The organism is Pseudomonas sp. B21-059, assembly GCF_026016285.1.
Lineage (GTDB): Bacteria > Pseudomonadota > Gammaproteobacteria > Pseudomonadales > Pseudomonadaceae > Aquipseudomonas > Aquipseudomonas danubii.
In genome coordinates this window covers 5,054,651-5,076,866 of the sequence record NZ_CP087201.1, presented here as the reverse complement: position 1 = coordinate 5,076,866, position 22,216 = coordinate 5,054,651, and the positions used below count along the sequence as shown (strand labels likewise).

At 60.2% G+C, this 22,216-nt stretch carries 19 protein-coding genes, 3 tRNA genes and 1 riboswitch; of the genes, 20 read left to right on the top strand and 2 right to left on the bottom strand.

Going from position 1 to position 22,216, the window contains the following annotated elements; all coding sequences use genetic code 11:
* Nucleotides 1–37 precede the first annotated feature (37 nt).
* The 12 genes from LOY69_RS22335 to astE all read left to right on the top strand — a co-directional run bounded on the left by LOY69_RS22335 (nt 38) and on the right by astE (nt 12,604).
* A complete protein-coding gene (locus LOY69_RS22335; RefSeq protein WP_102880596.1) occupies nt 38–727 on the top strand; it encodes an ABC transporter permease in 690 nt (229 codons plus the stop codon).
* Nucleotides 724–1,422: an ABC transporter permease gene (locus tag LOY69_RS22330; protein ID WP_102860679.1), complete on the top strand. Its 699-nt coding sequence runs from the start codon at nt 724–726 to the stop codon at nt 1,420–1,422. Before LOY69_RS22335 ends, LOY69_RS22330 begins: the two co-directional genes overlap by 4 nt.
* A gap of 1 nt (nt 1,423) precedes the next feature.
* Nucleotides 1,424–2,536 (top strand): succinylglutamate desuccinylase/aspartoacylase family protein, encoded by a 1,113-nt coding sequence (locus LOY69_RS22325; protein WP_265073605.1) that lies wholly within the window; start codon nt 1,424–1,426, stop codon nt 2,534–2,536.
* A gap of 23 nt (nt 2,537–2,559) precedes the next feature.
* On the top strand, nt 2,560–3,324 hold the full coding sequence (locus tag LOY69_RS22320; RefSeq protein ID WP_011062773.1) for an ABC transporter ATP-binding protein: 765 nt from the start codon (nt 2,560–2,562) through the stop codon (nt 3,322–3,324).
* A gap of 112 nt (nt 3,325–3,436) precedes the next feature.
* Entirely contained in the window at nt 3,437–4,417 is a 981-nt protein-coding gene (gene argR / locus LOY69_RS22315; protein ID WP_102860681.1) for a transcriptional regulator ArgR, read from the top strand.
* A gap of 387 nt (nt 4,418–4,804) precedes the next feature.
* On the top strand, nt 4,805–6,025 hold the full coding sequence (locus tag LOY69_RS22310) for an aspartate aminotransferase family protein (protein ID WP_265073604.1): 1,221 nt from the start codon (nt 4,805–4,807) through the stop codon (nt 6,023–6,025).
* A gap of 132 nt (nt 6,026–6,157) precedes the next feature.
* Nucleotides 6,158–7,177 (top strand): arginine/ornithine succinyltransferase subunit alpha, encoded by a 1,020-nt coding sequence (gene aruF / locus LOY69_RS22305; RefSeq protein ID WP_102860683.1) that lies wholly within the window; start codon nt 6,158–6,160, stop codon nt 7,175–7,177.
* 85 nt (nt 7,178–7,262) lie between these two features.
* Nucleotides 7,263–8,288: an arginine N-succinyltransferase gene (gene astA, locus LOY69_RS22300; protein WP_016968175.1), complete on the top strand. Its 1,026-nt coding sequence runs from the start codon at nt 7,263–7,265 to the stop codon at nt 8,286–8,288.
* Nucleotides 8,285–9,754: a succinylglutamate-semialdehyde dehydrogenase gene (gene astD, locus LOY69_RS22295; protein WP_265074918.1), complete on the top strand. Its 1,470-nt coding sequence runs from the start codon at nt 8,285–8,287 to the stop codon at nt 9,752–9,754. Before astA ends, astD begins: the two co-directional genes overlap by 4 nt.
* Before the next feature lie 135 nt (nt 9,755–9,889).
* Nucleotides 9,890–11,236, top strand: coding sequence for an N-succinylarginine dihydrolase (astB, locus tag LOY69_RS22290; RefSeq protein WP_102860685.1), 1,347 nt, complete (start codon nt 9,890–9,892; stop codon nt 11,234–11,236).
* Between the two features lie 57 nt (nt 11,237–11,293).
* Nucleotides 11,294–11,581, top strand: coding sequence for a topoisomerase II (locus LOY69_RS22285; RefSeq protein ID WP_102860686.1), 288 nt, complete (start codon nt 11,294–11,296; stop codon nt 11,579–11,581).
* 12 nt (nt 11,582–11,593) lie between these two features.
* Nucleotides 11,594–12,604, top strand: coding sequence for a succinylglutamate desuccinylase (astE, locus tag LOY69_RS22280; RefSeq protein WP_102860687.1), 1,011 nt, complete (start codon nt 11,594–11,596; stop codon nt 12,602–12,604).
* Between the two features lie 68 nt (nt 12,605–12,672).
* Here the strand turns inward: astE and LOY69_RS22275 are convergent, their stop codons facing one another.
* On the bottom strand, nt 12,673–13,182 hold the full coding sequence (locus LOY69_RS22275) for a 6,7-dimethyl-8-ribityllumazine synthase (protein WP_102880592.1): 510 nt from the start codon (nt 13,180–13,182) through the stop codon (nt 12,673–12,675).
* A gap of 121 nt (nt 13,183–13,303) precedes the next feature.
* Nucleotides 13,304–13,474: riboswitch (FMN riboswitch) on the bottom strand.
* Between the two features lie 221 nt (nt 13,475–13,695).
* On the opposite strand from LOY69_RS22275, the gene ltaE reads away from it, so the two are divergent.
* The 8 genes from ltaE to mgtE all read left to right on the top strand — a co-directional run bounded on the left by ltaE (nt 13,696) and on the right by mgtE (nt 21,522).
* Nucleotides 13,696–14,700 carry a low-specificity L-threonine aldolase gene (ltaE, locus tag LOY69_RS22270; RefSeq protein ID WP_102860689.1) on the top strand — a complete coding sequence of 335 codons (1,005 nt, stop codon included), beginning with the start codon at nt 13,696–13,698 and terminating at the stop codon, nt 14,698–14,700.
* A 146-nt stretch (nt 14,701–14,846) separates the two neighbouring features.
* A complete protein-coding gene (alaS, locus tag LOY69_RS22265; protein WP_102860690.1) occupies nt 14,847–17,471 on the top strand; it encodes an alanine--tRNA ligase in 2,625 nt (874 codons plus the stop codon).
* A gap of 97 nt (nt 17,472–17,568) precedes the next feature.
* A complete protein-coding gene (locus LOY69_RS22260; RefSeq protein ID WP_102860691.1) occupies nt 17,569–18,810 on the top strand; it encodes an aspartate kinase in 1,242 nt (413 codons plus the stop codon).
* 188 nt (nt 18,811–18,998) lie between these two features.
* Nucleotides 18,999–19,187, top strand: coding sequence for a carbon storage regulator CsrA (gene csrA, locus LOY69_RS22255; RefSeq protein ID WP_002554426.1), 189 nt, complete (start codon nt 18,999–19,001; stop codon nt 19,185–19,187).
* A gap of 62 nt (nt 19,188–19,249) precedes the next feature.
* A tRNA-Ser gene (locus LOY69_RS22250) sits at nt 19,250–19,340 on the top strand.
* A 107-nt stretch (nt 19,341–19,447) separates the two neighbouring features.
* A tRNA-Arg gene (locus tag LOY69_RS22245) sits at nt 19,448–19,524 on the top strand.
* Between the two features lie 72 nt (nt 19,525–19,596).
* A tRNA-Arg gene (locus tag LOY69_RS22240) sits at nt 19,597–19,673 on the top strand.
* 406 nt (nt 19,674–20,079) lie between these two features.
* The gene (gene mgtE / locus LOY69_RS22235) at nt 20,080–21,522 is read left to right on the top strand and encodes a magnesium transporter (protein ID WP_102860692.1); all 1,443 of its coding nucleotides are present in this window, start codon (nt 20,080–20,082) and stop codon (nt 21,520–21,522) included.
* 111 nt (nt 21,523–21,633) lie between these two features.
* Here mgtE and LOY69_RS22230 read toward each other — a convergent pair whose 3' ends face one another.
* On the bottom strand, nt 21,634–21,960 hold the full coding sequence (locus tag LOY69_RS22230) for an Arc family DNA-binding protein (RefSeq protein WP_016968184.1): 327 nt from the start codon (nt 21,958–21,960) through the stop codon (nt 21,634–21,636).
* Between the last annotated feature and the right edge of the window lie 256 nt (nt 21,961–22,216).

Here is a 22,216-nt window from a genome sequence, read left to right as displayed (position 1 = left end):
CGCCATTTTTTCATCCCAATTTTCGAGGACCTGAATCATGTTGAAAGGCTACGGGGCTGTCATCCTCGATGGCGCTTGGCTGACGCTTCAGCTCGCCTTGTCGTCCATGGCCCTGGCCATTGTTCTGGGTCTGGTCGGGGTCGCGTTGCGCCTCTCGCCGGTGCGCTGGCTGGCCTGGCTCGGCGATCTGTATTCCACGGTGATCCGTGGCATTCCCGATCTGGTGCTGATCCTGCTGATCTTCTACGGCGGCCAGGACCTGCTGAACCGTGTGGCGCCACTGCTGGGCTACGACGATTACATCGACCTCAATCCGCTGGCCGCCGGTATCGGTACCCTGGGTTTCATCTTCGGTGCCTACCTGTCGGAAACCTTCCGTGGCGCCTTCATGGCGATTCCCAAGGGGCAGGCCGAAGCGGGCATGGCTTACGGCATGAGCAGCTTCCAGGTGTTCTTCCGGGTGATGGTGCCGCAGATGATTCGCCTGGCGATTCCCGGCTTCACCAACAACTGGCTGGTGCTGACCAAGGCTACCGCGCTGATTTCGGTGGTGGGCCTGCAAGACATGATGTTCAAGGCCAAGCAGGCGGCAGACGCCACTCGCGAGCCTTTCACCTTCTTCCTCGCAGTGGCGGCCATGTACCTGGTGATCACCAGTGTTTCGTTGCTGGCATTGCGTCACCTTGAGAAGCGCTACTCGGTAGGCGTAAGGGCGGCTGATCTATGATCTTCGACTACAACGTCATCTATGACGCCTTGCCGCTGTACTTCAGCGGCTTGCTGACCACTCTGAAGCTGTTGGCACTGTCGCTGTTCTTCGGTTTGCTGGTGGCCTTGCCCCTGGGGCTGATGCGGGTGTCCAAGCAGCCATTGGTGAACATGAGCGCCTGGCTCTACACCTATGTAATCCGTGGCACGCCGATGCTGGTGCAGTTGTTCCTGATCTACTACGGCCTGGCCCAGTTTGAAGCGGTGCGTGAGAGTTTCCTCTGGCCCTGGCTGTCCAGCGCGACCTTCTGTGCCTGCCTGGCCTTTGCCGTCAACACCAGCGCCTACACCGCAGAAATCATCGCCGGCAGCCTCAAGGCCACGCCTAACGGTGAGATCGAGGCGGCCAAGGCCATGGGCATGTCGCGCTACAAGATGTATCGCCGCATTCTCCTGCCATCGGCCCTGCGCCGGGCTCTGCCGCAGTACAGCAACGAAGTGATCATGATGCTGCAGACCACCAGTCTGGCCTCCATCGTGACCCTGATCGACATCACCGGCGCGGCGCGCACGGTCAACGCGCAGTACTACCTGCCGTTCGAGGCCTATATCACTGCGGGTGTGTTCTATCTGTGCCTGACGTTCATCCTGGTGCGCCTGTTCAAGCTGGCCGAAGGCCGCTGGCTGCGCTACCTGGCACCGCGGAAGCACTGATATGCAGCGTATCGATCATCCATTGCCCTGGAGCCACCTGGGTAGCGAACGCAGCATCTCGGTGTTCCGTTTCGGCAGTGGCGAGCGCAAGGCCTATATCCAGGCCAGTCTGCATGCCGACGAGTTGCCCGGCATGCGCACCGCCTGGGAGCTGAAAAAGCGCCTGGCCGAACTGGAAGCCGAGGGTGCCCTCAACGGTGTTATCGAACTGGTGCCCGTGGCCAATCCGCTGGGGTTGGGGCAGTTGCTGCAAGGCAATCACCAGGGGCGTTTCGAGGCCGGCAGCGGCAAGAACTTCAACCGCGACTTCGTCGAGTTGAGCGGGCCTGTGGTCCAGCGCCTGGAAGGGCGCCTGGGGGATGATTCTCGCGCCAATGTGCGCTTGATCCGTCAGGCCATGAGCGAGGTGCTGTCCGAGTTGCCACCGGCTGCAAGTCAGCTGCAGGGCATGCAGCGGGTGCTCCTGAGTCATGCCTGCACGGCGGATGTGGTGCTGGACCTGCATTGCGATACCGAGGCGGCGCTGCATATGTACGCCTTGCCGCAGCATTGGCCGCAGTGGCGCTCCCTGGCGGCGCACCTGGATGTGAAGGTCGGGTTGCTGGCGGAAGATTCCGGTGGCAGTTCGTTCGATGAAGCCTGCTCGCTGCCCTGGTTGCGTCTGTCGCAACAGTTTCCCGAGGCGCAGATCCCCCTGGCCTGCCTGGCCACCACTCTGGAACTGGGCGGTCAGGCCGACACCGGGCGTCCTCAGGCCGAGGCGCATGCCGCTGGCATCCTGGCGTTTCTCGCCGAGCAGGGGCTGATTGCCGGTGAGTGGCCGGCGCCCGGGCGTGAAGCCTGTGAAGCCATGCCGTTTGAAGGCACCGAATTGCTGTATGCGCCGCACCCCGGCGTGGTGAGCTTTCTGCGTCCGGCCGGTAGCTGGGTAGAAGTGGGCGAACCGATTTTTGAAGTGATTGATCCCCTATCCGATCGGGTCAGTACGGTGTGTGCTGGCACCAGCGGCGTGTTGTTCGCCGTTGAGCGGCTGCGTTATGCCCAACCCGGTTTCTGGCTGGCCAAGGTGGCGGGGCGCGAAGCGCTGCGTCACGGGCGCTTGCTCAACGACTGACTGTTTTTGTGAGAACCGACCGCATGTACAAACTTGAAGTCCAAGACCTGCATAAGCGCTATGGCAGTCACGAAGTGCTCAAGGGTGTGTCCCTGAAGGCCGCAGCTGGCGATGTGATCAGCATCATCGGCTCCAGTGGCTCGGGCAAAAGTACCTTTTTGCGCTGCATCAACCTGCTGGAGCAGCCCCATGCCGGCAAGATCCTGCTGAACAACGAAGAGTTGAAGCTGGTGGCCAACAAGGACGGCGCCTTGAAGGCCGCCGATCCCAAGCAGTTGCAGCGCATGCGTTCGCGCCTGTCGATGGTGTTCCAGCACTTCAACCTGTGGTCGCACATGACCGCCATTGAAAACATCATGGAAGCACCGGTGCATGTGCTGGGTGTGTCCAAGGCCGAGGCTCGCGAGAAGGCCGAGCATTACCTGGCCAAGGTGGGTGTGGCGCACCGCAAGGATGCCTACCCGGGGCACATGTCCGGTGGTGAGCAGCAGCGCGTGGCTATCGCCCGGGCTCTGGCCATGGAGCCGGAAGTCATGCTGTTCGACGAGCCGACCTCGGCCCTGGACCCTGAGCTGGTGGGTGACGTGTTGAAGGTTATGCAGGCCCTGGCCCAGGAAGGTCGGACCATGGTGGTGGTGACTCACGAGATGGGCTTTGCCCGTGAAGTCTCCAACCAGTTGGTGTTCCTGCACAAAGGCGTGGTGGAAGAAAGCGGCAACCCGCGGGAAGTGCTGGTGAACCCGCAATCAGAACGTTTGCAACAATTCCTCTCTGGCAGCCTCAAGTAATAGCTGCCGTTATGCACCAAATTAGGTCATGCTGCGCACCGCGCGCCAGATGGTCTAACTTGGTGCTGCCGCCCTTGGCTTCTAACACTGTTTTCGTTTCGGATTGCCCGCCATGACTGCCCATCGAATTGGTTTCCTGATTTGGCCCAGCACTAAAGCCTTGACGCTGGCGCTGGCCGAGGAGGCCTTGCGTGTTGCCCAGCGGGTGCACCCGGACGTGGTCTATGAGCTGGCATTCCTGCAGGCCGAAGCGCCAGTCGAAGGCGCCTGGCAACTGCCGGGGGAGCCTTGGGCGGGCAAGCTTGAAGGTTGTCAGAAGTTGTTCCTGCTGGCCGATGAGCCGCCGGCACCGATGAGTTCGACCCTCAGTAGCGCCCTCAAGCAGCTGGTGCGTGCCGGCTGTGTGATCGGGGGGTTGTCCGCCGGGGTTTACCCACTGGCCCAACTGGGTCTGCTCGATGGTTATCGGGCGGCGGTGCACTGGCGCTGGCAGGACGATTTTGCCGAACGCTTCCCCAAGGTCATTGCCACCAGTCATCTGTTCGATTGGGATCGTGATCGCCTGACGGCCTGTGGCGGCATGTCGGTGCTGGATCTGTTGCTGGCGGTGCTGGCGCGTGATCACGGTGCCGAGCTGGCCGGTGCGGTGTCGGAAGAACTGGTGGTGGAGCGCATCCGCGAGGGCGGCGAGCGTCAGCGGATTCCGCTGCAGAACCGTCTGGGCTCCAGCCATCCGAAGCTGACTCAGGCCGTGCTGCTGATGGAGGCCAATATCGAAGAACCGCTGACCACCGACGAGATTGCCCAGCATGTCTGTGTGTCCCGACGTCAGTTGGAGCGGATCTTCAAGCAATACCTGAATCGGGTGCCCAGCCAGTATTACCTGGAGCTGCGCCTGAACAAGGCCCGACAGATGCTGATGCAGACCAGCAAGTCGATCATTCAGATCGGCCTGTCCTGCGGCTTCTCCTCCGGTCCGCACTTCTCCAGTGCCTACCGCAATTTCTTTGGCGCCACTCCCCGTGAAGATCGCAATCAACGGCGCAGCAGCAGCCCGTTCGAACTCTCCTCCGTACCCGCCGAGCGCGGCTGACCTCGTCCGTTAGGCGTCGGCTTGCCGGCCAATCCCACGGGCAACCCGCTCACCGCGCAACATCCAGCTCGACACCTTGTTGTCGCAATGCCGATAACCTTTTCGAGATTTGGGTCCGCTCGCCACGTAACTATCTGAATAGCAACCTGGATAACTACCTGGGTAATTACCTTGGGCAAATTGCCCGGCGAATCTGCCGCTAGAGCCTTGCGCAGTTTAAACTGCGCCTTTGCGACGCTATTTGTCGCATTGCCATAAACCCGCGTAAAACCTGGGTTGGCGCTATAAGAAGTTGTCGCTTGGCGACAAGGCCGGGCACAAAACTGTCCTTACAATCCCTCCATCGCTCGCCAGTTTCAGGCGGGTGTTCCTCTTCAGGAGACTCCGATGTCCGTTGAGCAAGCTCCGGTGCAACGCGCCGATTTCGACCAGGTGATGGTTCCCAACTACGCACCTGCGGCTTTCATTCCTGTGCGCGGCGCGGGGTCTCGAGTCTGGGATCAGTCGGGACGGGAGCTGATCGACTTCGCCGGCGGCATCGCGGTCAACGTACTGGGCCACGCCCATCCGGCGCTGGTGGGGGCTCTGACCGAGCAGGCCAGTAAACTGTGGCATGTGTCCAACGTGTTCACCAACGAGCCGGCCCTGCGTCTGGCCCACAAGCTGATCGACGCCACCTTCGCTGAGCGCGCGTTCTTCTGTAACTCCGGTGCAGAAGCCAACGAGGCCGCCTTCAAGCTGGCCCGTCGCGTGGCTCACGATCGTTTCGGTGCCGAGAAGTACGAAATCATCGCCGCGCTGAACAGCTTCCACGGGCGCACCCTGTTCACTGTGAACGTCGGTGGCCAGTCGAAGTATTCCGATGGCTTCGGTCCGAAAATCACCGGCATCACCCATGTGCCGTACAACGACCTGGCTGCTCTGAAGGCCGCGGTTTCCGACAAGACCTGCGCCGTGGTGCTGGAGCCGATCCAGGGCGAAGGCGGCGTGCTGCCGGCCGAACTGGCCTATCTGCAGGGCGCTCGCGAGCTGTGCGATCAGCACAACGCGCTGTTGGTGTTCGACGAAGTACAAACCGGCATGGGCCGCAGCGGTGAGCTGTTTGCCTACCAGTATTACGGCGTGACTCCGGACATCCTCACCAGCGCCAAGAGCCTGGGCGGCGGTTTCCCGATCGCGGCGATGCTGACCACCGAAGCGCTGGCCAAGCACCTGGTGGTTGGCACCCACGGCACCACCTACGGCGGCAACCCGCTGGCGTGTGCCGTGGCCGAGGCGGTGATCGATGTGATCAACACCCCCGAGGTGCTCAATGGCGTGAAGGCCAAGCACGATCGCTTCAAGACCCGTCTGCTGCAGATCGGCGAGAAGTACGGCCTGTTCACTGAAGTCCGCGGCCTGGGCCTGTTGCTCGGTTGCGTGCTCAGCGAAGCCTGGAAAGGCAAGGCCAAGGACGTGTTCAACGCCGCCGAGAAAGAAGGCCTGATGATTCTGCAAGCAGGTCCCGACGTGGTGCGCTTTGCCCCGAGCCTGGTGATCGAGGATGCCGATATCGACGCCGGCCTGGACCGCTTCGAGCGCGCCGTGGCGAAACTGACTCAAGCCTGATCCAGGTAGCAGTACTTCTCGGCGTCGGCTTTAGTGGCCGGCGTCGAGCCTAATTCCTGTGCCGGGCTGTCCCGGCATTTTTTTCCCTGAGTCGGACGGTTTCCGACCTGTTTTAGAGTAAGGAGTGACACCATGCTGGTGATGCGCCCCGCGCAAATGGCTGATCTGGGCGAGGTACAGCGTCTGGCTGCAGACAGCCCGATTGGTGTCACCTCCTTGCCGGATGATGTGGACCGCTTGAGCGACAAGATCGCTGCAAGCGAGGCTTCGTTCGCTGCTGAAGTGAGCTTCAACGGTGAGGAAAGCTACTTTTTCGTCCTGGAAGACACCGACAGCGGCAAGCTGGTGGGGTGTTCGGCCATCGTCGCGTCCGCCGGTTATTCCGAGCCGTTCTACAGCTTCCGTAATGAAACCTTCGTCCATGCGTCCCGCGAGCTGAAGATCCATAACAAGATCCACGTCCTGTCCCAGTGCCACGACCTGACCGGCAACAGTCTGTTGACCAGTTTCTATGTGGTGCCGGAACTGGTGGGATCGCCCTGGTCGGAGCTCAACTCCCGGGGCCGCCTGCTGTTCGTTGCCAGCCACCCGGAGCGTTTCGCCGATTCGGTGGTGACCGAGATCGTCGGCTACAGCGATGAGCACGGTGATTCGCCGTTCTGGGACGCCATCGGGCGTAATTTCTTCGACCTCAACTACGCTGAGGCCGAGCGCCTGTGCGGCCTGAAGAGCCGGACCTTCCTTGCCGAGTTGATGCCTCATTACCCGATCTACGTGCCGCTGCTGCCGGACGCCGCCCAGGAAGCCATGGGCCAGGTGCATCCGCGGGCGCAGATCACCTTTGACATCCTGATGCGCGAAGGTTTTGAAACCGATCACTACATCGACATTTTCGATGGCGGCCCGACCTTGCATGCACGGGTTTCGGGTATCCGCTCCATTGCCCAGAGCCGCGTGGTGCCAGTGAAGATTGGCGAGGCGCTCAAGGGCGGTGGTCGTCAGTACCTGGTGTCCAACGGTCAGTTGCAGGATTACCGCGCCGTGTTGCTGGAGCTGGATTACGCCCCGGGCAAACCAGTGACCCTGGATCTGCAAGCCGCCGAAGCCCTGGGCGTCGGCGAAGGTGCCAGCGTGCGTCTGGTGGCGGTTTAAAGCCTGCTTCCATTACCTGGAAAGCATGCCTGGAAAGCAGCGAGTTTCGCGCAGGCCATCAGCGGCCTGCGTCTGAGGAGATAGCATGATCGTTCGTCCCGTACGCAGCAGCGATTTACCCGCGCTGATCGACCTGGCCCGCAGCACCGGCACCGGCCTCACCACCTTGCCGGCCAACGAAGAGCGCCTGACTCACAGGGTTGGCTGGGCGGAAAAGACCTTTCGCGGCGAAGCCGAGCGTGGCGATGCGGACTACCTGTTCGTACTGGAAGACGACAACGGCCGGGTGGTGGGGATTTCCGCCATCGCTGGCGCCGTCGGCTTGCGCGAGCCCTGGTACAACTTCCGGGTCGGCCTGACGGTCAGCGCCTCCCAAGAGTTGAACATCTACCGCGAGATCCCCACGCTGTTCCTGGCCAATGACCTGACCGGCAACTCCGAGCTGTGCTCGCTGTTCCTGCATGCCGATTACCGCACCGGCCTCAATGGCCGCATGCTGGCCAAGGCGCGGATGCTGTTCATCGCTGAATTCCCGCAATTGTTCGGCAACAAGATCATTGCCGAGATGCGCGGCATGTCCGATGAGAATGGTCGTTCGCCATTCTGGGAGAGCCTGGGCCGGCACTTCTTCAAGATGGAGTTCAGCCAGGCGGATTACCTGACCGGGGTTGGCAACAAGGCGTTCATCGCCGAGCTGATGCCCAAGTTTCCGCTGTACACCTGCTTCCTGTCCGAGGATGCACGCAACGTGATCGGCAAGGTCCACACCGACACCGAGCCGGCCCTGGCCATGCTCAAGAGTGAAGGTTTCAGCTACCAGGGCTATGTCGACATCTTCGACGCCGGCCCGGCGGTGGAGTGCGAGACCAGCAAGATCCGCGCGGTACGTGACAGCCAGGCATTGGTGCTGGCCATCGGCACCCCAGGCGACGACGCCACGCCGTTCCTGATCCACAACCGCAAGCGCGAGGACTGCCGCATCACCGCGGCGCCTGCACGCTTCGCCGCGGGCACCCTGGTGGTTGATCCTCTGACCGCCAAGCGCCTGCAACTCAACGCCGGCGACCAGGTCCGCGCGGTTCCGCTGTCTGCTTCTCGGGAGTCGAAATAATGAGCACGCTGTACATCGCTGGCCAATGGCTGGCCGGCCAGGGCGAAGCCTTCACCTCGGTCAATCCGGTGACCCAGGCGGTTATCTGGTCCGGTAACGGCGCCACGGCCGCGCAAGTGGAAAGCGCTGTGCAGGCCGCCCGCCAGGCGTTTCCGGCCTGGGCCAAGCGCTCTCTGGAAAAGCGCATCGGCGTGCTCGAGGCCTTTGCCGCCAGCCTCAAGGCGCGGGCCGATGAACTGGCCCGCTGCATCGGTGAGGAAACCGGCAAGCCGCTGTGGGAAGCCGCCACCGAAGTCACCAGCATGGTCAACAAGATCGCCATCTCGGTGCAGAGCTACCGCGAGCGCACCGGCGAGAAGAGCGGCCCCTTGGGCGACGCCACCGCTGTGCTGCGACACAAGCCCCACGGCGTGGTGGCGGTGTTCGGCCCTTACAATTTCCCTGGGCACTTGCCTAACGGGCACATCGTTCCCGCGCTGCTGGCGGGCAACAGCGTGCTGTTCAAACCCAGCGAGCTGACGCCGAAAGTCGCCGAGCTGACGGTGCAGTGCTGGATCGAAGCCGGCTTGCCGGCAGGCGTCCTCAACCTGCTGCAAGGCGCCCGGGAAACCGGTATCGCCCTGGCCGCCAATCCGGGTATCGATGGTTTGTTCTTCACCGGTTCCAGCCGCACCGGCAATCATCTGCACCAGCAATTTGCCGGGCGTCCGGACAAGATCCTGGCGCTGGAAATGGGCGGCAACAACCCGCTGGTGGTGGATCAGGTCGCTGATCTGGATGCGGCGGTGTACACCATCATCCAATCGGCCTTCATTTCAGCCGGCCAGCGCTGCACTTGCGCCCGCCGCCTGCTGGTGCCACAAGGCGCCTGGGGTGATGCGTTGCTGGCGCGCCTGGTGGCGGTCAGCGCAAGCATTGATGTCGGTGCGTATGACCAGCAGCCGGCGCCGTTCATGGGTTCGGTGATTTCCTTGGGCGCCGCTCGCGCGCTGATGGATGCGCAGCAGCAACTGTTGGCCAATGGCGCCGTGGCCTTGCTGGAAATGACCCAGCCCCAGGCTCAGGCCGCTTTGCTGACCCCAGGCATTCTGGATGTGACGGCAGTGGCTGAGCGTCCCGATGAAGAGCTGTTCGGGCCTTTGCTGCAAGTGATCCGCTACGCTGATTTCGATGGGGCCATTGCCGAGGCCAACAACACTCAGTACGGCCTGGCTGCCGGTCTGTTGTCGGACTCTGCCGAGCGTTACCAGCAGTTCTGGCTGCAGAGCCGTGCCGGGATCGTCAACTGGAACAAACAGTTGACCGGTGCCGCCAGCAGCGCGCCGTTTGGTGGTGTTGGGGCTTCGGGCAACCATCGGGCCAGTGCCTATTACGCGGCGGATTACTGCGCGTATCCGGTGGCTTCCCTGGAAACCCCGAGCCTGGTGCTGCCGAGCGCGTTGACGCCGGGTGTGCGCTTGTCCTGACTTGCGGGGCCTTTTCGCCGGCAAGCCGGCTCCTACAGATCTGTGTAGGAGCCGGCTAGTCGGCGAACGAGCGCGAAACGCGCGCCCTGTGTAGATACCGATGCCTATAACAAACAGATTCGTGGAGCCTCGCTGATGAAATCCTATGAAGTCAATTTTGACGGTCTAGTGGGGCCGACCCATAACTACGGCGGTTTGTCCTACGGCAACGTCGCCTCCCAGAGCAACAGCCAGCAGGGCTCCAATCCCAAGGAAGCGGCGCTGCAGGGCCTGGCGAAAATGAAAGCGCTGATGGAAATGGGCTTCCAGCAAGGCGTGCTCGCCCCGCAGGAGCGGCCTGATGTTGCGGCCTTGCGCAAACTGGGTTTTGCCGGGACTGATGCACAAGTCATCCAGCAAGCCGCCCAGCAGGCGATGCCCTTGCTGGTCGCCAGTTGCTCGGCATCGAGCATGTGGGTGGCCAACGCCGCCACCGTCAGCCCGAGTGCCGACACTGCCGATGGCCGCGTGCATTTCACCGCCGCCAACTTGAACTGCAAATACCACCGCAGCATCGAGCACCCGACCACCAGCCGCGTGCTGGGGGCGATGTTCGCCGACCAGAAACACTTTGCCCATCACGCCGCGTTGCCGGCGGTGGCGCAGTTCGGTGATGAAGGCGCGGCCAACCACACCCGCTTCTGCCGTGATTACGGCCAGGCCGGTGTCGAGTTCTTCGTTTTCGGTCGCAGCGCGTTCGACAACCGCTACCCGGCGCCGCAGAAGTACCCGGCGCGTCAGACTCTGGAAGCCTCGCAAGCCGTGGCGCGTCTGCATGGCCTGAGCGAGGAGGGTGTGGTCTATGCCCAGCAGAATCCCTCGGTGATCGACCAGGGCGTGTTCCACAACGACGTGATCGCCGTGGGCAATGGCGAGGTGCTGTTCTATCACGAGGACGCCTTCCTCGAGACCGAGAAGATGCTCGCCGAACTGCAGGGCAAACTGGGCAAGCGCGGCGGCAACTTCCAGTCGATTTGTGTGCCGCGCTCGCAGGTGACAGTGGAAGATGCCGTGCGCTCCTACCTGTTCAACAGCCAACTGCTGTCCCGTGCCGATGGTTCGATGCTGCTGATCGTGCCGGAAGAATGCCGCAGCAACGAGCGGGTCTGGCAGTATCTGCAAAGCCTTACCAGCTCGGGTGGCCTGATCCGCGAAGTGAAGGTTTTCGATCTCAAGCAGAGCATGCAGAACGGCGGTGGCCCGGCTTGTCTGCGTCTGCGAGTGGCTCTGAATGAAACCGAGCTGGCGGCAGTCAATCCTGGGGTTATCATGACCGCGCCGTTGTACGACACCCTGACCCAATGGGTCGGCAAGCACTACCGCGACCGCCTCAGTGAAAGTGATCTGGCGGACCCGCAGCTGTTGCTTGAATGCCGGACGGCACTGGATGAACTGACGCAAATCCTTAAACTGGGCGCGGTTTATCCCTTCCAGATCAATTGAAAGCCCGCGCCCGGCGATCCCGGGCGCGCCGCTTCACCCCAGATGAGAACGACCCCCATGAGCGATACCCTGCAACTGATCCTTGAAGACACCGACGGCACCCAACTGCAAACCTCCTGCACCCGCTTCGCGGTGCTGTGGCAGGGCAAGGAAGTGTGGATCCAGCAGGACGGCCGTGGCCAATTGCTGATCGGCGTGGACGTGGAAGAGGGCGATGCCGAATACGCCAGCCTGTTGCTGCGTCCGCTGGCAACCAACCTGGTCAGCCTGCAACTGGAAATGGAACCGGCCGACGCTGGTGAAGATGATCACGTGCATGGCCCTGACTGCGGTCACGCTCACTAAGGAAGCCGCTTTATGCTCGCCCTCGGCAAACTGCTTGAACTGACCCTCGCCGGCCGCGAGCCGGCAGAGAAGACTCAACTGACTGTCGACGGCGTGCGCATGCGCTGGCTGAGCGAGGGCGCCCTGGAAGTACGGCCGCCCGAAGCTCGGGATAACGGTCTGGACCTGTTGCTGTCCGCCGGTATCCACGGCAACGAGACAGCCCCCATCGAGCTGCTCGACCGTTTGTTGCATGACATTGCCCGGGGCGACTTGAAGCCCAGGGCACGCATTCTGTTCCTGTTCGGCAACCCCGAGGCCATGCGCCGTGGCGAGCGATTCGTCGAGCAGGACGTCAACCGGCTGTTCAACGGCCGGCATGAATTGAGCAGTGGTTTCGAAGCCCTGCGGGCTTGCGAGCTGGAACGTCTGGCGGCGAGCTTCTTCAACCTGCCGGGGCGCGAACGCCTGCACTACGATCTGCACACGGCGATCCGTGGCTCGAAGATCGAACAGTTTGCCCTCTATCCGTGGAAGGATGGGCGCCAGCATTCGCGCCGTGAACTGGCGCGCCTGCGGGCGGCGGGCATGGAGGCGGTGCTGCTGCAGAACAAGCCTTCCATTGTCTTCAGCGCCTACACCTACGATCAGCTGGGTGCCGAGTCCTTCACCCTGGAGTTGGGCAAGGCACGGCCGTTCGGGCAGAACCAGGGGGTTAATGTCGAGCGCCTGGAAACCCGCCTCAAGCACATCATCGAAGGCACCGAGCCAGAGCCCGAACAGGACACCCTCGATGGCTTGAAACTGTTCAGCGTGGCGCGGGAAATCATCAAGCACAGCGACAGCTTCCACCTGCATTTGCCGGCGGACGTCGAGAACTTTTCCGAGTTGGAAGTGGGTTACCTGCTGGCCGAGGATATCGCCCAGACCCGTTGGGTCATCGAGGAAGAGGGCGCGCGGATCATTTTTCCAAACCCCAAGGTCAAGAACGGCCTGCGTGCGGGGATTCTGATTGTGCCGGCATCGGCTGACGGCCTGGCCTGAGGTTCGCCGGCACGCCGGCTCCTACACGATCCTGTAGGAGCCGGCGTGACCGGCGATGCTTTTATCGCTTAAACGGCAACCGCACGCTGCTCGTTACGGCGCAGGGCGCGAACTTTCTGCAGGGTATCGGCGCAGGTCTTTGCCGCTTCCTGGCCCTTGTGCACGAAGTGCTCGAAGAAGAACTTCTGATGCTCTTCGCCTGCGTGGAAGTGATGCGGGGTCAGCACCACGGAGAATACCGGCACTTCGGTTTCCAACTGCACCTGCATCAGGCCGCTGATCACCGATTGGGCGACGAACTCATGGCGGTAGATGCCGCCGTCCACCACCAGCCCCGCAGCGACGATCCCGGTGTAGCGACCGGACTTGGCCAGCAGTTTGGCGTGCAGAGGAATCTCGAAGGCGCCGCCGACTTCGAAGAAGTCGATATCGCTTTCCTGATAACCCTGGGCGAGCATTTCCGCGACGAACCCCTGGCGGCTCTGATCGACGATTTCCTTGTGCCAGCAGGCCTGGATAAAGGCGACGCGCTCGTTGGGGTGGTGTTTGCTTTTGCTATCGATTGCGGTGGGTTGCATCTGTTCTGACTCCTGTTTGTATGAAAAACAGGGCGTATATGAATCGAATGGGATTTAAGGGTGCGCGCAGAACGGCCGTGGATTTCCCACGAGCTGCCCGGCAGCGGCCCTTTGGCGCCAATCCCGTTCTCTCTTCATCCGGACTATGACCGTCGGCCCCGGAATCACACCGGGTCTGCTGACCTTGTCGTCACCTGTGGACTTGCCACGGGCATCGCCAAGCGCTCGCGGGCTATGCACATTGCGCGCAATTACCGCCGGTGGGGAATTACACCCCGCCCTGAGAACGATTGCCCGCGAGTTTTTCGCGGGCGGTGAGTTTTTAACACAGATTTGGCGGGGAAGCATTGTGCCTTTTGGATAATGTTCATCAGATTTTTCACCCTGTAGCACAAGGTTTTCTACAGTTGCTGCTTGATTAATCGGCCGTGGGGCCGCAGTAATTCGTTTCGAAAGGGAATTCCCCCTGTTCAGCGCGGACCTTGCGGTCCCTCGTAGTTGGAGCCAGATGTGATGAGCGTGATCGATCTTCGTAGTGACACCGTGACCCAGCCGACTCCCGGCATGCTCGAGGCCATGGCTTGCGCCCGTACCGGAGACGATGTCTACGGCGAAGACCCGACGGTCAATCAGTTGGAGGCGGAACTGGCACAACGCCTGGGATTTGCCGCGGCCCTGTTTGTACCTTCCGGCACCATGAGCAATCTGCTGGCCTTGATGGCCCACTGCGAGCGAGGCGATGAGTACATCGTCGGCCAGCAGGCCCACACCTATAAATATGAAGGAGGTGGTGCCGCGGTGCTGGGATCGATCCAGCCTCAGCCGCTGGAGCTCCAGGCCGACGGTTCCCTGGACCTGGATCAGGTGGCGGCCGCGATCAAGCCCGATGACTTTCATTTTGCCCGCACGCGCTTGCTGGCCCTGGAAAACACCATGCAGGGCAAGGTGCTGCCCTTGGCTTACCTCGCCCAGGCCCGGGCCTTTACCCGTGAGCGGGGGCTGGCCCTGCATTTGGATGGTGCGCGCTTGTATAACGCGGCGGTGAAGCTAGGGGTGGATGCCCGGGTGATCACCGAACACTTCGATTCGGTATCGGTGTGCCTGTCCAAGGGGCTCGGTGCGCCAGTGGGCTCGGTGTTGTGCGGCTCCCGTGAACTGATCGGCAAGGCGCGGCGCCTGCGTAAGATGGTCGGTGGTGGCATGCGCCAGGCCGGTGGGTTGGCGGCAGCGGGGCTGTATGCCCTGGAGCATCAGGTGCAACGTCTGGCGGATGACCATGCCAATGCGCAGCTGCTGGCCCAGGGGCTGAGCCAGGCGGGCTTCAGTGTCGAGCCGGTGCAGACCAATATGGTGTATGTGCAGATGGGGGATAGGGCCGAAGCCCTCAAGGCGTTCGCCGCCGAGCGAGGTATCAGCCTCAGTGCCGCGTCACGGCTGCGTCTGGTGACCCATTTGGATGTCAGTTCCGGGCAAATCGAACAAGTGGTGCGCACTTTTGCCGAGTTTTCCCGTAACTGACAGTGTTCTCCGTCCAATTGACTGTTTGTATCGTACAAACACGCTGTACCAAGTGATTAACGCCGATATAATGCGGCCCTTTGCCGTCGTTTCGTCTGTTGACGTTGCGCACAGGCCTTTGGCCGCAGTCTCCGTGGAAGAACCTAATGAAAAGCGCAGAAATCCGTGAAGCCTTCCTCCGCTTCTTCGAAGAGCAAGGCCACACCCGTGTAGCCTCCAGCTCCTTGATCCCAGGCAACGACCCCACCCTGCTGTTCACCAACGCGGGGATGAACCAATTCAAGGATTGCTTCCTGGGCCAGGAAAAGCGCGCTTATACCCGCGCTGTGAGCAGCCAGAAGTGCGTCCGCGCCGGCGGCAAGCACAACGACCTGGAAAACGTCGGTTATACCGCTCGTCACCACACCTTCTTCGAAATGCTGGGCAACTTCAGCTTCGGCGACTACTTCAAGCGTGACGCGATCACGTTCGCCTGGACCTTCCTGACCTCCGACAAGTGGCTGAACCTGCCGAAGGAAAAGCTCTGGGTCACGGTTTACGCCAGCGACGATGAGGCTTACGACATCTGGACCAAAGAGGTCGGGGTGCCGGCCGAGCGCATGGTGCGCATCGGTGACAACAAGGGCGCGCCCTACGCTTCCGACAACTTCTGGACCATGGGCGATACTGGCCCGTGCGGCCCTTGCACCGAGATTTTCTACGATCACGGCGCCGATATCTGGGGCGGCCCACCCGGTTCGCCTGAAGAGGACGGTGACCGTTACATCGAAATCTGGAACAACGTGTTCATGCAGTTCAACCGCACCGCCGATGGCGTGCTGCACCCGCTGCCAGCGCCGTCGGTGGATACCGGCATGGGCCTGGAGCGGATCAGCGCGGTGCTGCAGCATGTGCATTCGAACTATGAAATCGACCTGTTCCAGAGCCTGCTGGACGCAGCGGCCAAGGCCATCGGTTGCACCAACGATGCCCAGGCCTCGCTGAAAGTGGTGGCTGACCACATCCGTTCCTGCGGCTTCCTGATTGCTGATGGCGTACTGCCATCCAACGAAGGCCGTGGCTACGTACTGCGCCGGATCATTCGTCGCGCTTGCCGTCACGGCAACAAGCTGGGGGCCAAGGGCAGCTTCTTCTACCAGATCGTCGCGGCCCTGGTGGCCGAAATGGGCGAAGCCTTCCCAGAGCTGAAATCCCAGCAGGCGCATATCGAACGTGTGCTGAAAGCTGAAGAAGAGCAGTTCGCCAAGACCCTGGAGCAGGGCCTGAAGATCCTCGAGCAGGATCTGGCGGCACTCGAAGGCTCGGTAGTGCCGGGCGACGTGGTGTTCAAGCTCTACGACACCTACGGTTTCCCCATGGACCTGACCGGTGACATCGCCCGTGAGCGCAGCCTGACCCTCGATGAGGAAGGTTTCGAGCGCGAGATGGAAGCCCAGCGGGTACGTGCCCGTTCCGCGAGTTCCTTCGGCATGGACTACAACAGCCTGGTCAAGGTCGATGTCGCCACCGAGTTCACCGGCTATCACGCCACCAGCGGTTCGGCCAAAGTGGTCGCTCTCTATAAAGAAGGGCAATCGGTCGACGTACTGAATGAAGGCGAAGAGGGGGTTGTGGTTCTCGACCAGACTCCGTTCTACGCCGAGTCCGGCGGACAGATCGGTGACTGCGGTTACCTGCAGGCCGGCAATGCACGCTTTGATGTGCGCGACACCACCAAGACCGGCGGTGCGTTCCTGCATCACGGCGTACTGGCGTCGGGCAGTCTGATCGTTGGGGCTGCGGTTGATGCTCAGGTCGACGCCGACGTGCGTCACGCCACTTCGCTGAACCATTCGGCCACCCACTTGCTGCACGCCGCACTGCGCCAGGTACTGGGCGAGCACGTACAGCAGAAGGGCTCGCTGGTGGACAGTCAGCGCCTGCGTTTCGACTTCAGCCACTTTGAAGCGATCAAGCCTGAGCAGATCAAGGCGCTGGAAGACATCGTAAACGCCGAGATTCGCAAGAACACTGCGGTGGAAACCGAAGAAACCGACATCGACACCGCCAAGAAGAAGGGCGCCATGGCGCTGTTCGGCGAGAAGTACGGCGACAGCGTGCGCGTACTGAGCATGGGCGGTGATTTCTCGGTGGAGCTGTGCGGTGGCATTCACGCCAACCGTACCGGCGACATCGGCCTGCTGAAGATCACCAGCGAAGGCGGTGTGGCTTCCGGTGTGCGGCGTATTGAAGCGGTCACCGGTGCTGCGGCCCTGGCGTACCTGAACGCTGCGGAAGAACAACTCAAGGAAGCGGCGACCCTGGTCAAGGGCAGCCGCGACAACCTGATCGACAAGCTGTCGGCGGTGCTGGAGCGCAATCGTCTGCTGGAGAAGCAGCTCGAGCAGTTGCAGGCCAAGGCTGCCAGCGCTGCGGGTGACGATCTGTCCGCCCAGGCGGCAGACGTCAAGGGCGTGAAAGTGCTGGCTGCGCGTCTTGATGGCCAGGACGGCAAGGCGCTGTTGGCACTGGTGGATCAGTTGAAAAACAAACTCGGCCGCGCAGTGATCCTGCTCGGCAGTGTCCATGAGGAAAAGGTCGTACTGGTTGCAGGTGTAACCAAGGACCTGACTGGCCAACTCAAAGCCGGTGATTTGATGAAACAAGCCGCTGCGGCAGTGGGCGGGAAGGGTGGTGGTCGTCCAGACATGGCTCAAGGCGGTGGTGTTGATGCTGCTGCGCTGGATGCGGCACTGGCCCTGACCGTGCCATTTGTCGAGCAGGGTATTTAAGGCGCCGAGCCGGGCCCGTCGTCTAGTGGCGGGTCCATGCGCTGTGCAGTTTGATTGATTAACGGGCGCCCCTTTACGGGCTGAGGCGGCTTAGAAAATGGCTTTGATCGTACAGAAATTTGGAGGCACTTCGGTCGGCTCTGTCGAGCGGATCGAGCAGGTCGCCGACAAGGTGAAGAAGTTCCGCGAAGCCGGCGATGACCTGGTGATTGTGCTGTCGGCGATGAGTGGCGAAACCAACCGCCTGATCGATCTGGCCAAGCAGATCAGTGGCGAAGCTAAACCGGTTCCCCGTGAGCTGGATGTGATCGTCTCCACCGGCGAGCAAGTGACCATTGCGTTGCTGGCCATGGCGTTGATCAAGCGCGGTATTCCTGCGGTGTCCTACACCGGCAACCAGGTACGTATTCTTACCGATAGTGCTCACAACAAAGCGCGAATCCTGCAGATCGATGATCAGAAGATTCGTGGTGATCTGAAGGCCGGTCGTGTGGTTGTGGTTGCCGGTTTCCAGGGCGTTGACGAGCACGGCAACATCACCACGCTGGGTCGTGGCGGCTCCGACACTACTGGTGTGGCGCTGGCAGCGGCCCTGAAGGCTGATGAGTGTCAGATCTATACCGACGTAGATGGCGTCTATACCACTGATCCACGTGTGGTACCCAAGGCTCAGCGTCTGGACAAAATCACCTTCGAAGAAATGCTGGAAATGGCCAGCCTCGGTTCCAAGGTGCTGCAGATCCGCGCGGTCGAGTTTGCTGGCAAGTACAACGTTCCGCTGCGCGTGTTGCACAGCTTTCAGGAGGGTCCGGGCACCCTCATTACTATTGATGAAGAGGAATCCATGGAACAGCCGATCATTTCCGGCATCGCCTTTAACCGCGATGAAGCCAAGCTGACTATCCGTGGCGTGCCAGACAATCCTGGCGTGGCCTTCAAGATTCTCGGCCCAATCAGTGCGGCGAACATTGAAGTCGACATGATCGTGCAGAACGTCTCGCACGATAACACCACCGACTTCACCTTCACCGTGCACCGCAATGACTACCTGGCGGCTCAGACTGTGCTGGAAAACACCGCTCGTGAGATCGGTGCCCGTGAAGTGGTCGGTGATACCAATATTGCCAAGGTCTCGATCGTGGGTGTCGGTATGCGCTCCCACGCGGGTGTGGCCAGTCGCATGTTTGAAGCCCTGGCCAAGGAAAGCATCAACATCCAGATGATCTCCACGTCCGAAATCAAGGTTTCGGTAGTGATCGAAGAGAAGTACCTGGAACTGGCAGTGCGTGCGCTGCACACCGCGTTTGAGCTTGACGCTCCAGCCCGCCAGGGCGAGTGATAAGTGTTTGAAAGGGGCGCGGTCTGACCGCGCCCTTTGTGTTTTTGATCGGCACGGGAGAAAACTGTTCTTTTGCCCGTGCTAGTCAATACTTAGGCGTGTAGGACTGCAGCCGACCAGGTTGTAGGCCGACACCCTTTTTTTTGCAGACTGTAGTCCCTGAAAATGTAATGCGTGAGGAGATAGGTATGCTGATTCTGACTCGTCGGTGCGCAGAAAGCCTGATCATTGGTGATGGCGAGATCACTGTGACCGTGCTCGGCGTCAAAGGTAATCAAGTGCGTATTGGTGTCAACGCCCCCAAAGAAGTGGCGGTTCACCGTGAGGAAATTTACCTGCGGATAAAGAAAGAGAAGGACGAAGAACCAAGCCATTAATTTTTATCGTTTTTTTTGTTTGCAAACGGGGAGAAAGCTGGTTAATATACGCCCCGTGTTGCGGAGAGCTGGCCGAGTGGCCGAAGGCGCTCCCCTGCTAAGGGAGTACACCTCAAAAGGGTGTCGGGGGTTCGAATCCCCCGTTCTCCGCCATTATTTGTTTAGTACGTTGTAATCTGGCTTTTTCTGTAAGTTGTTGAAATTACTAGAAAAAGTGCTTTACAAAAAGATTTAACGGCCTATAATGCGCGGCAACAAATGCACTCGTAGCTCAGCTGGATAGAGTACTCGGCTACGAACCGAGCGGTCACAGGTTCGAATCCTGTCGAGTGCACCATTTAAGAGTTGGTTGCAGTAATGTAGTTAACTTGGCTTCAACCAGTTGTGGTCTGGTCTAAAAACACAAAATGCACTCGTAGCTCAGCTGGATAGAGTACTCGGCTACGAACCGAGCGGTCACAGGTTCGAATCCTGTCGAGTGCACCATACATCAGAAAGCCTGCATCGAAAGATGCGGGCTTTTTGCTTTCTGCGTTTTATTTGTCGCTCTTTTTGCTCGTCCGGCTGGAACAGCTTTGATCTTCGGAAGTCGAATGCCCTGTCTGTCGCCGAACTTTTTTCTCTGCGTGTGTGTTTTCTTTTTCTGCCGGGGCGTCGCAATCTCATAGATTCGGACGCTACTCAGGTTTATGCCGCAAGCGCTTGTTCTTGCCGCGATTTTTTAACATTTAAAACTGCCAAGCGGTGTATCATTGCGCCCGTCAGCCCCGCCGGGGCTTGTGGAATACCTCCATGGACTTACCCAGTAGTTACTCAGTATCCCGTTTTCACAATCATGAACTGACTGATTGATCCTTCCGGCGTGCTCCTCTGCTGGGAGTGGAGTTCGCCTATGACCGAAGTAGAAGTAAAGAAAACGCAGGAAAGCCTGCAAGACCGCCTCGCTCAAGTCGTTGAGCTGCTGCAGCGCCAGCGGGTGGTTGAAGACCTGACACACCGTCAGGAAGGTCACCATCACGATCGGGTCGAGAACCTGGTCCATCGGCAAAATCTCGTCGAATTGCAGCGCAAGCTCGATGATCTGCACTCTGCCGACGTTGCCTATATCCTTGAAGCCTTGCCTCTGGAAGAGCGCCTGACCGTCTGGCAGTTGGTCAAGGCTGAGCGTGACGGCGATATTCTTCTCGAAGTATCCGACTCCGTGCGTGAAACCCTGATCGCCGACATGGACGATCACGAGCTCCTGGCTGCTGCCAAGGAGATGGACGCCGACGAACTTGCTGACTTGGCTCCCGAGCTGCCGCGAGACGTAGTCCATGAGTTGATGGAGGCCCTTGACGGCCAGCAGCGTGAACGCGTTCGCTCCGCGTTGTCCTATGACGAGGAGCAGGTCGGTGCGCTGATGGACTTCGAGATGGTGACGATTCGAGAGGACGTCAGTCTTGAAGTGGTTCTGCGCTACCTGCGTCGTCTCAAGGAGCTGCCGGGCCATACCGACAAGCTGTTTGTGGTGGATTACGACGGCGTGCTCAAGGGGGTGCTGCCGATCAAGCGCCTGCTGGTCAATGATCCAGACAAGCAGGTCGCGGAAGTCATGGCCAGCGACCCGGTGAGCTTTCATCCGGATGAAGATGCCTACGATGCGGCTCAGGCATTTGAGCGTTATGACTTGATCTCGGCTCCGGTGGTCGACAAGAACGACAAGCTGATTGGCCGTTTGACCATTGACGAAATGGTCGACCTGATTCGTGAGGAAAGCGAGACCGAAGTCCTCAATATGGCCGGTCTGCGGGAAGAGGAGGATATCTTCGCCTCGGTCTGGAAGTCCCTTCGTAACCGTTGGGCCTGGCTGGCAATCAATCTGATCACGGCGTTCGTCGCATCCCGAGTGATTGGCCTGTTCGAAGGCTCTATCGAAAAGCTGGTAGCCCTGGCGGCCTTGATGCCGATTGTTGCCGGTATCGGCGGCAATTCGGGTAATCAGACCATCACCATGATTGTCCGGGCCATGGCCCTGGACCAGGTGAGTACCGGCAATACTTCACGCCTGATGCGCAAGGAGCTGGCTGTAGCCCTGATCAATGGTCTGGTCTGGGGAGGAGTGATCGGAGTTGTCGCTTACATGCTTTACGGAAGTTGGTCGTTGGGAGTGGTGATGACCGCCGCGATGACCTTGAACCTGCTGTTGGCAGCCCTGATGGGGGTCCTGATCCCCATGACACTGGCGCGCTTGGGGCGTGACCCGGCAATGGGCGCCAGCGTAATGATTACTGCCATGACCGACAGCGGCGGCTTCTTCATCTTCCTTGGTTTGGCGACGATCTTCCTGCTCTGAGCCAGCCTTGCACATCGGTTTATTCGCGAAGCGCCTTTATGGCGCTTCGTTGCTTTTATCGCAGGCAAAAAAAAGCCAGCAACTAGGCTGGCTTGAGCTTTCAGGGTGAAATCAGTTGGCGTCTGCGGCCATTTCGGCGTCATGGGCGATCAGCGAAACCAAAGCGTTCTGCTGGCGATGTGAAAGTTGGCGGAAGCGTTGAAGCAGTTCGCGTTCATGCAAGGACAGCTCAGGGCTGTCCAGACGCATGCTCAACTCTTCACCCAAGGCACCTTCCTGAATAAGACTCTGCTCCAGGCGCGCGATGATTTCGGAGTTCATGCTGCGGTGATGATTGCGAGCCACCTCGGCAATGCGTTCACGCATCCCGTCGGGTAGACGTACGACGAACTTGTCAGCCGTACGGCTGGAATAAATTGCCTGTTTCAATGGGCGCATATATTTAACCGGTTAGTTCAGGGGAGCGGTTCTCGGAATTGGCCGCGAGCTGTCTTTTAGGACAAGCCTGATTGCCAAATGTTCAACCTGAATTGTTAAGAGGCCCGCATCATGCCTCAAAATTGCCAGATCCTTGGCGTCAATTCTGTGACAAATATTGAACTGGATAAAGGCGTTATGCCAGCACCAATTATCAGAAATGCGGACTGGTTTGAAAAGATCACCGGGCCCGCGTTGTTGGCCGCATTCTCCCATC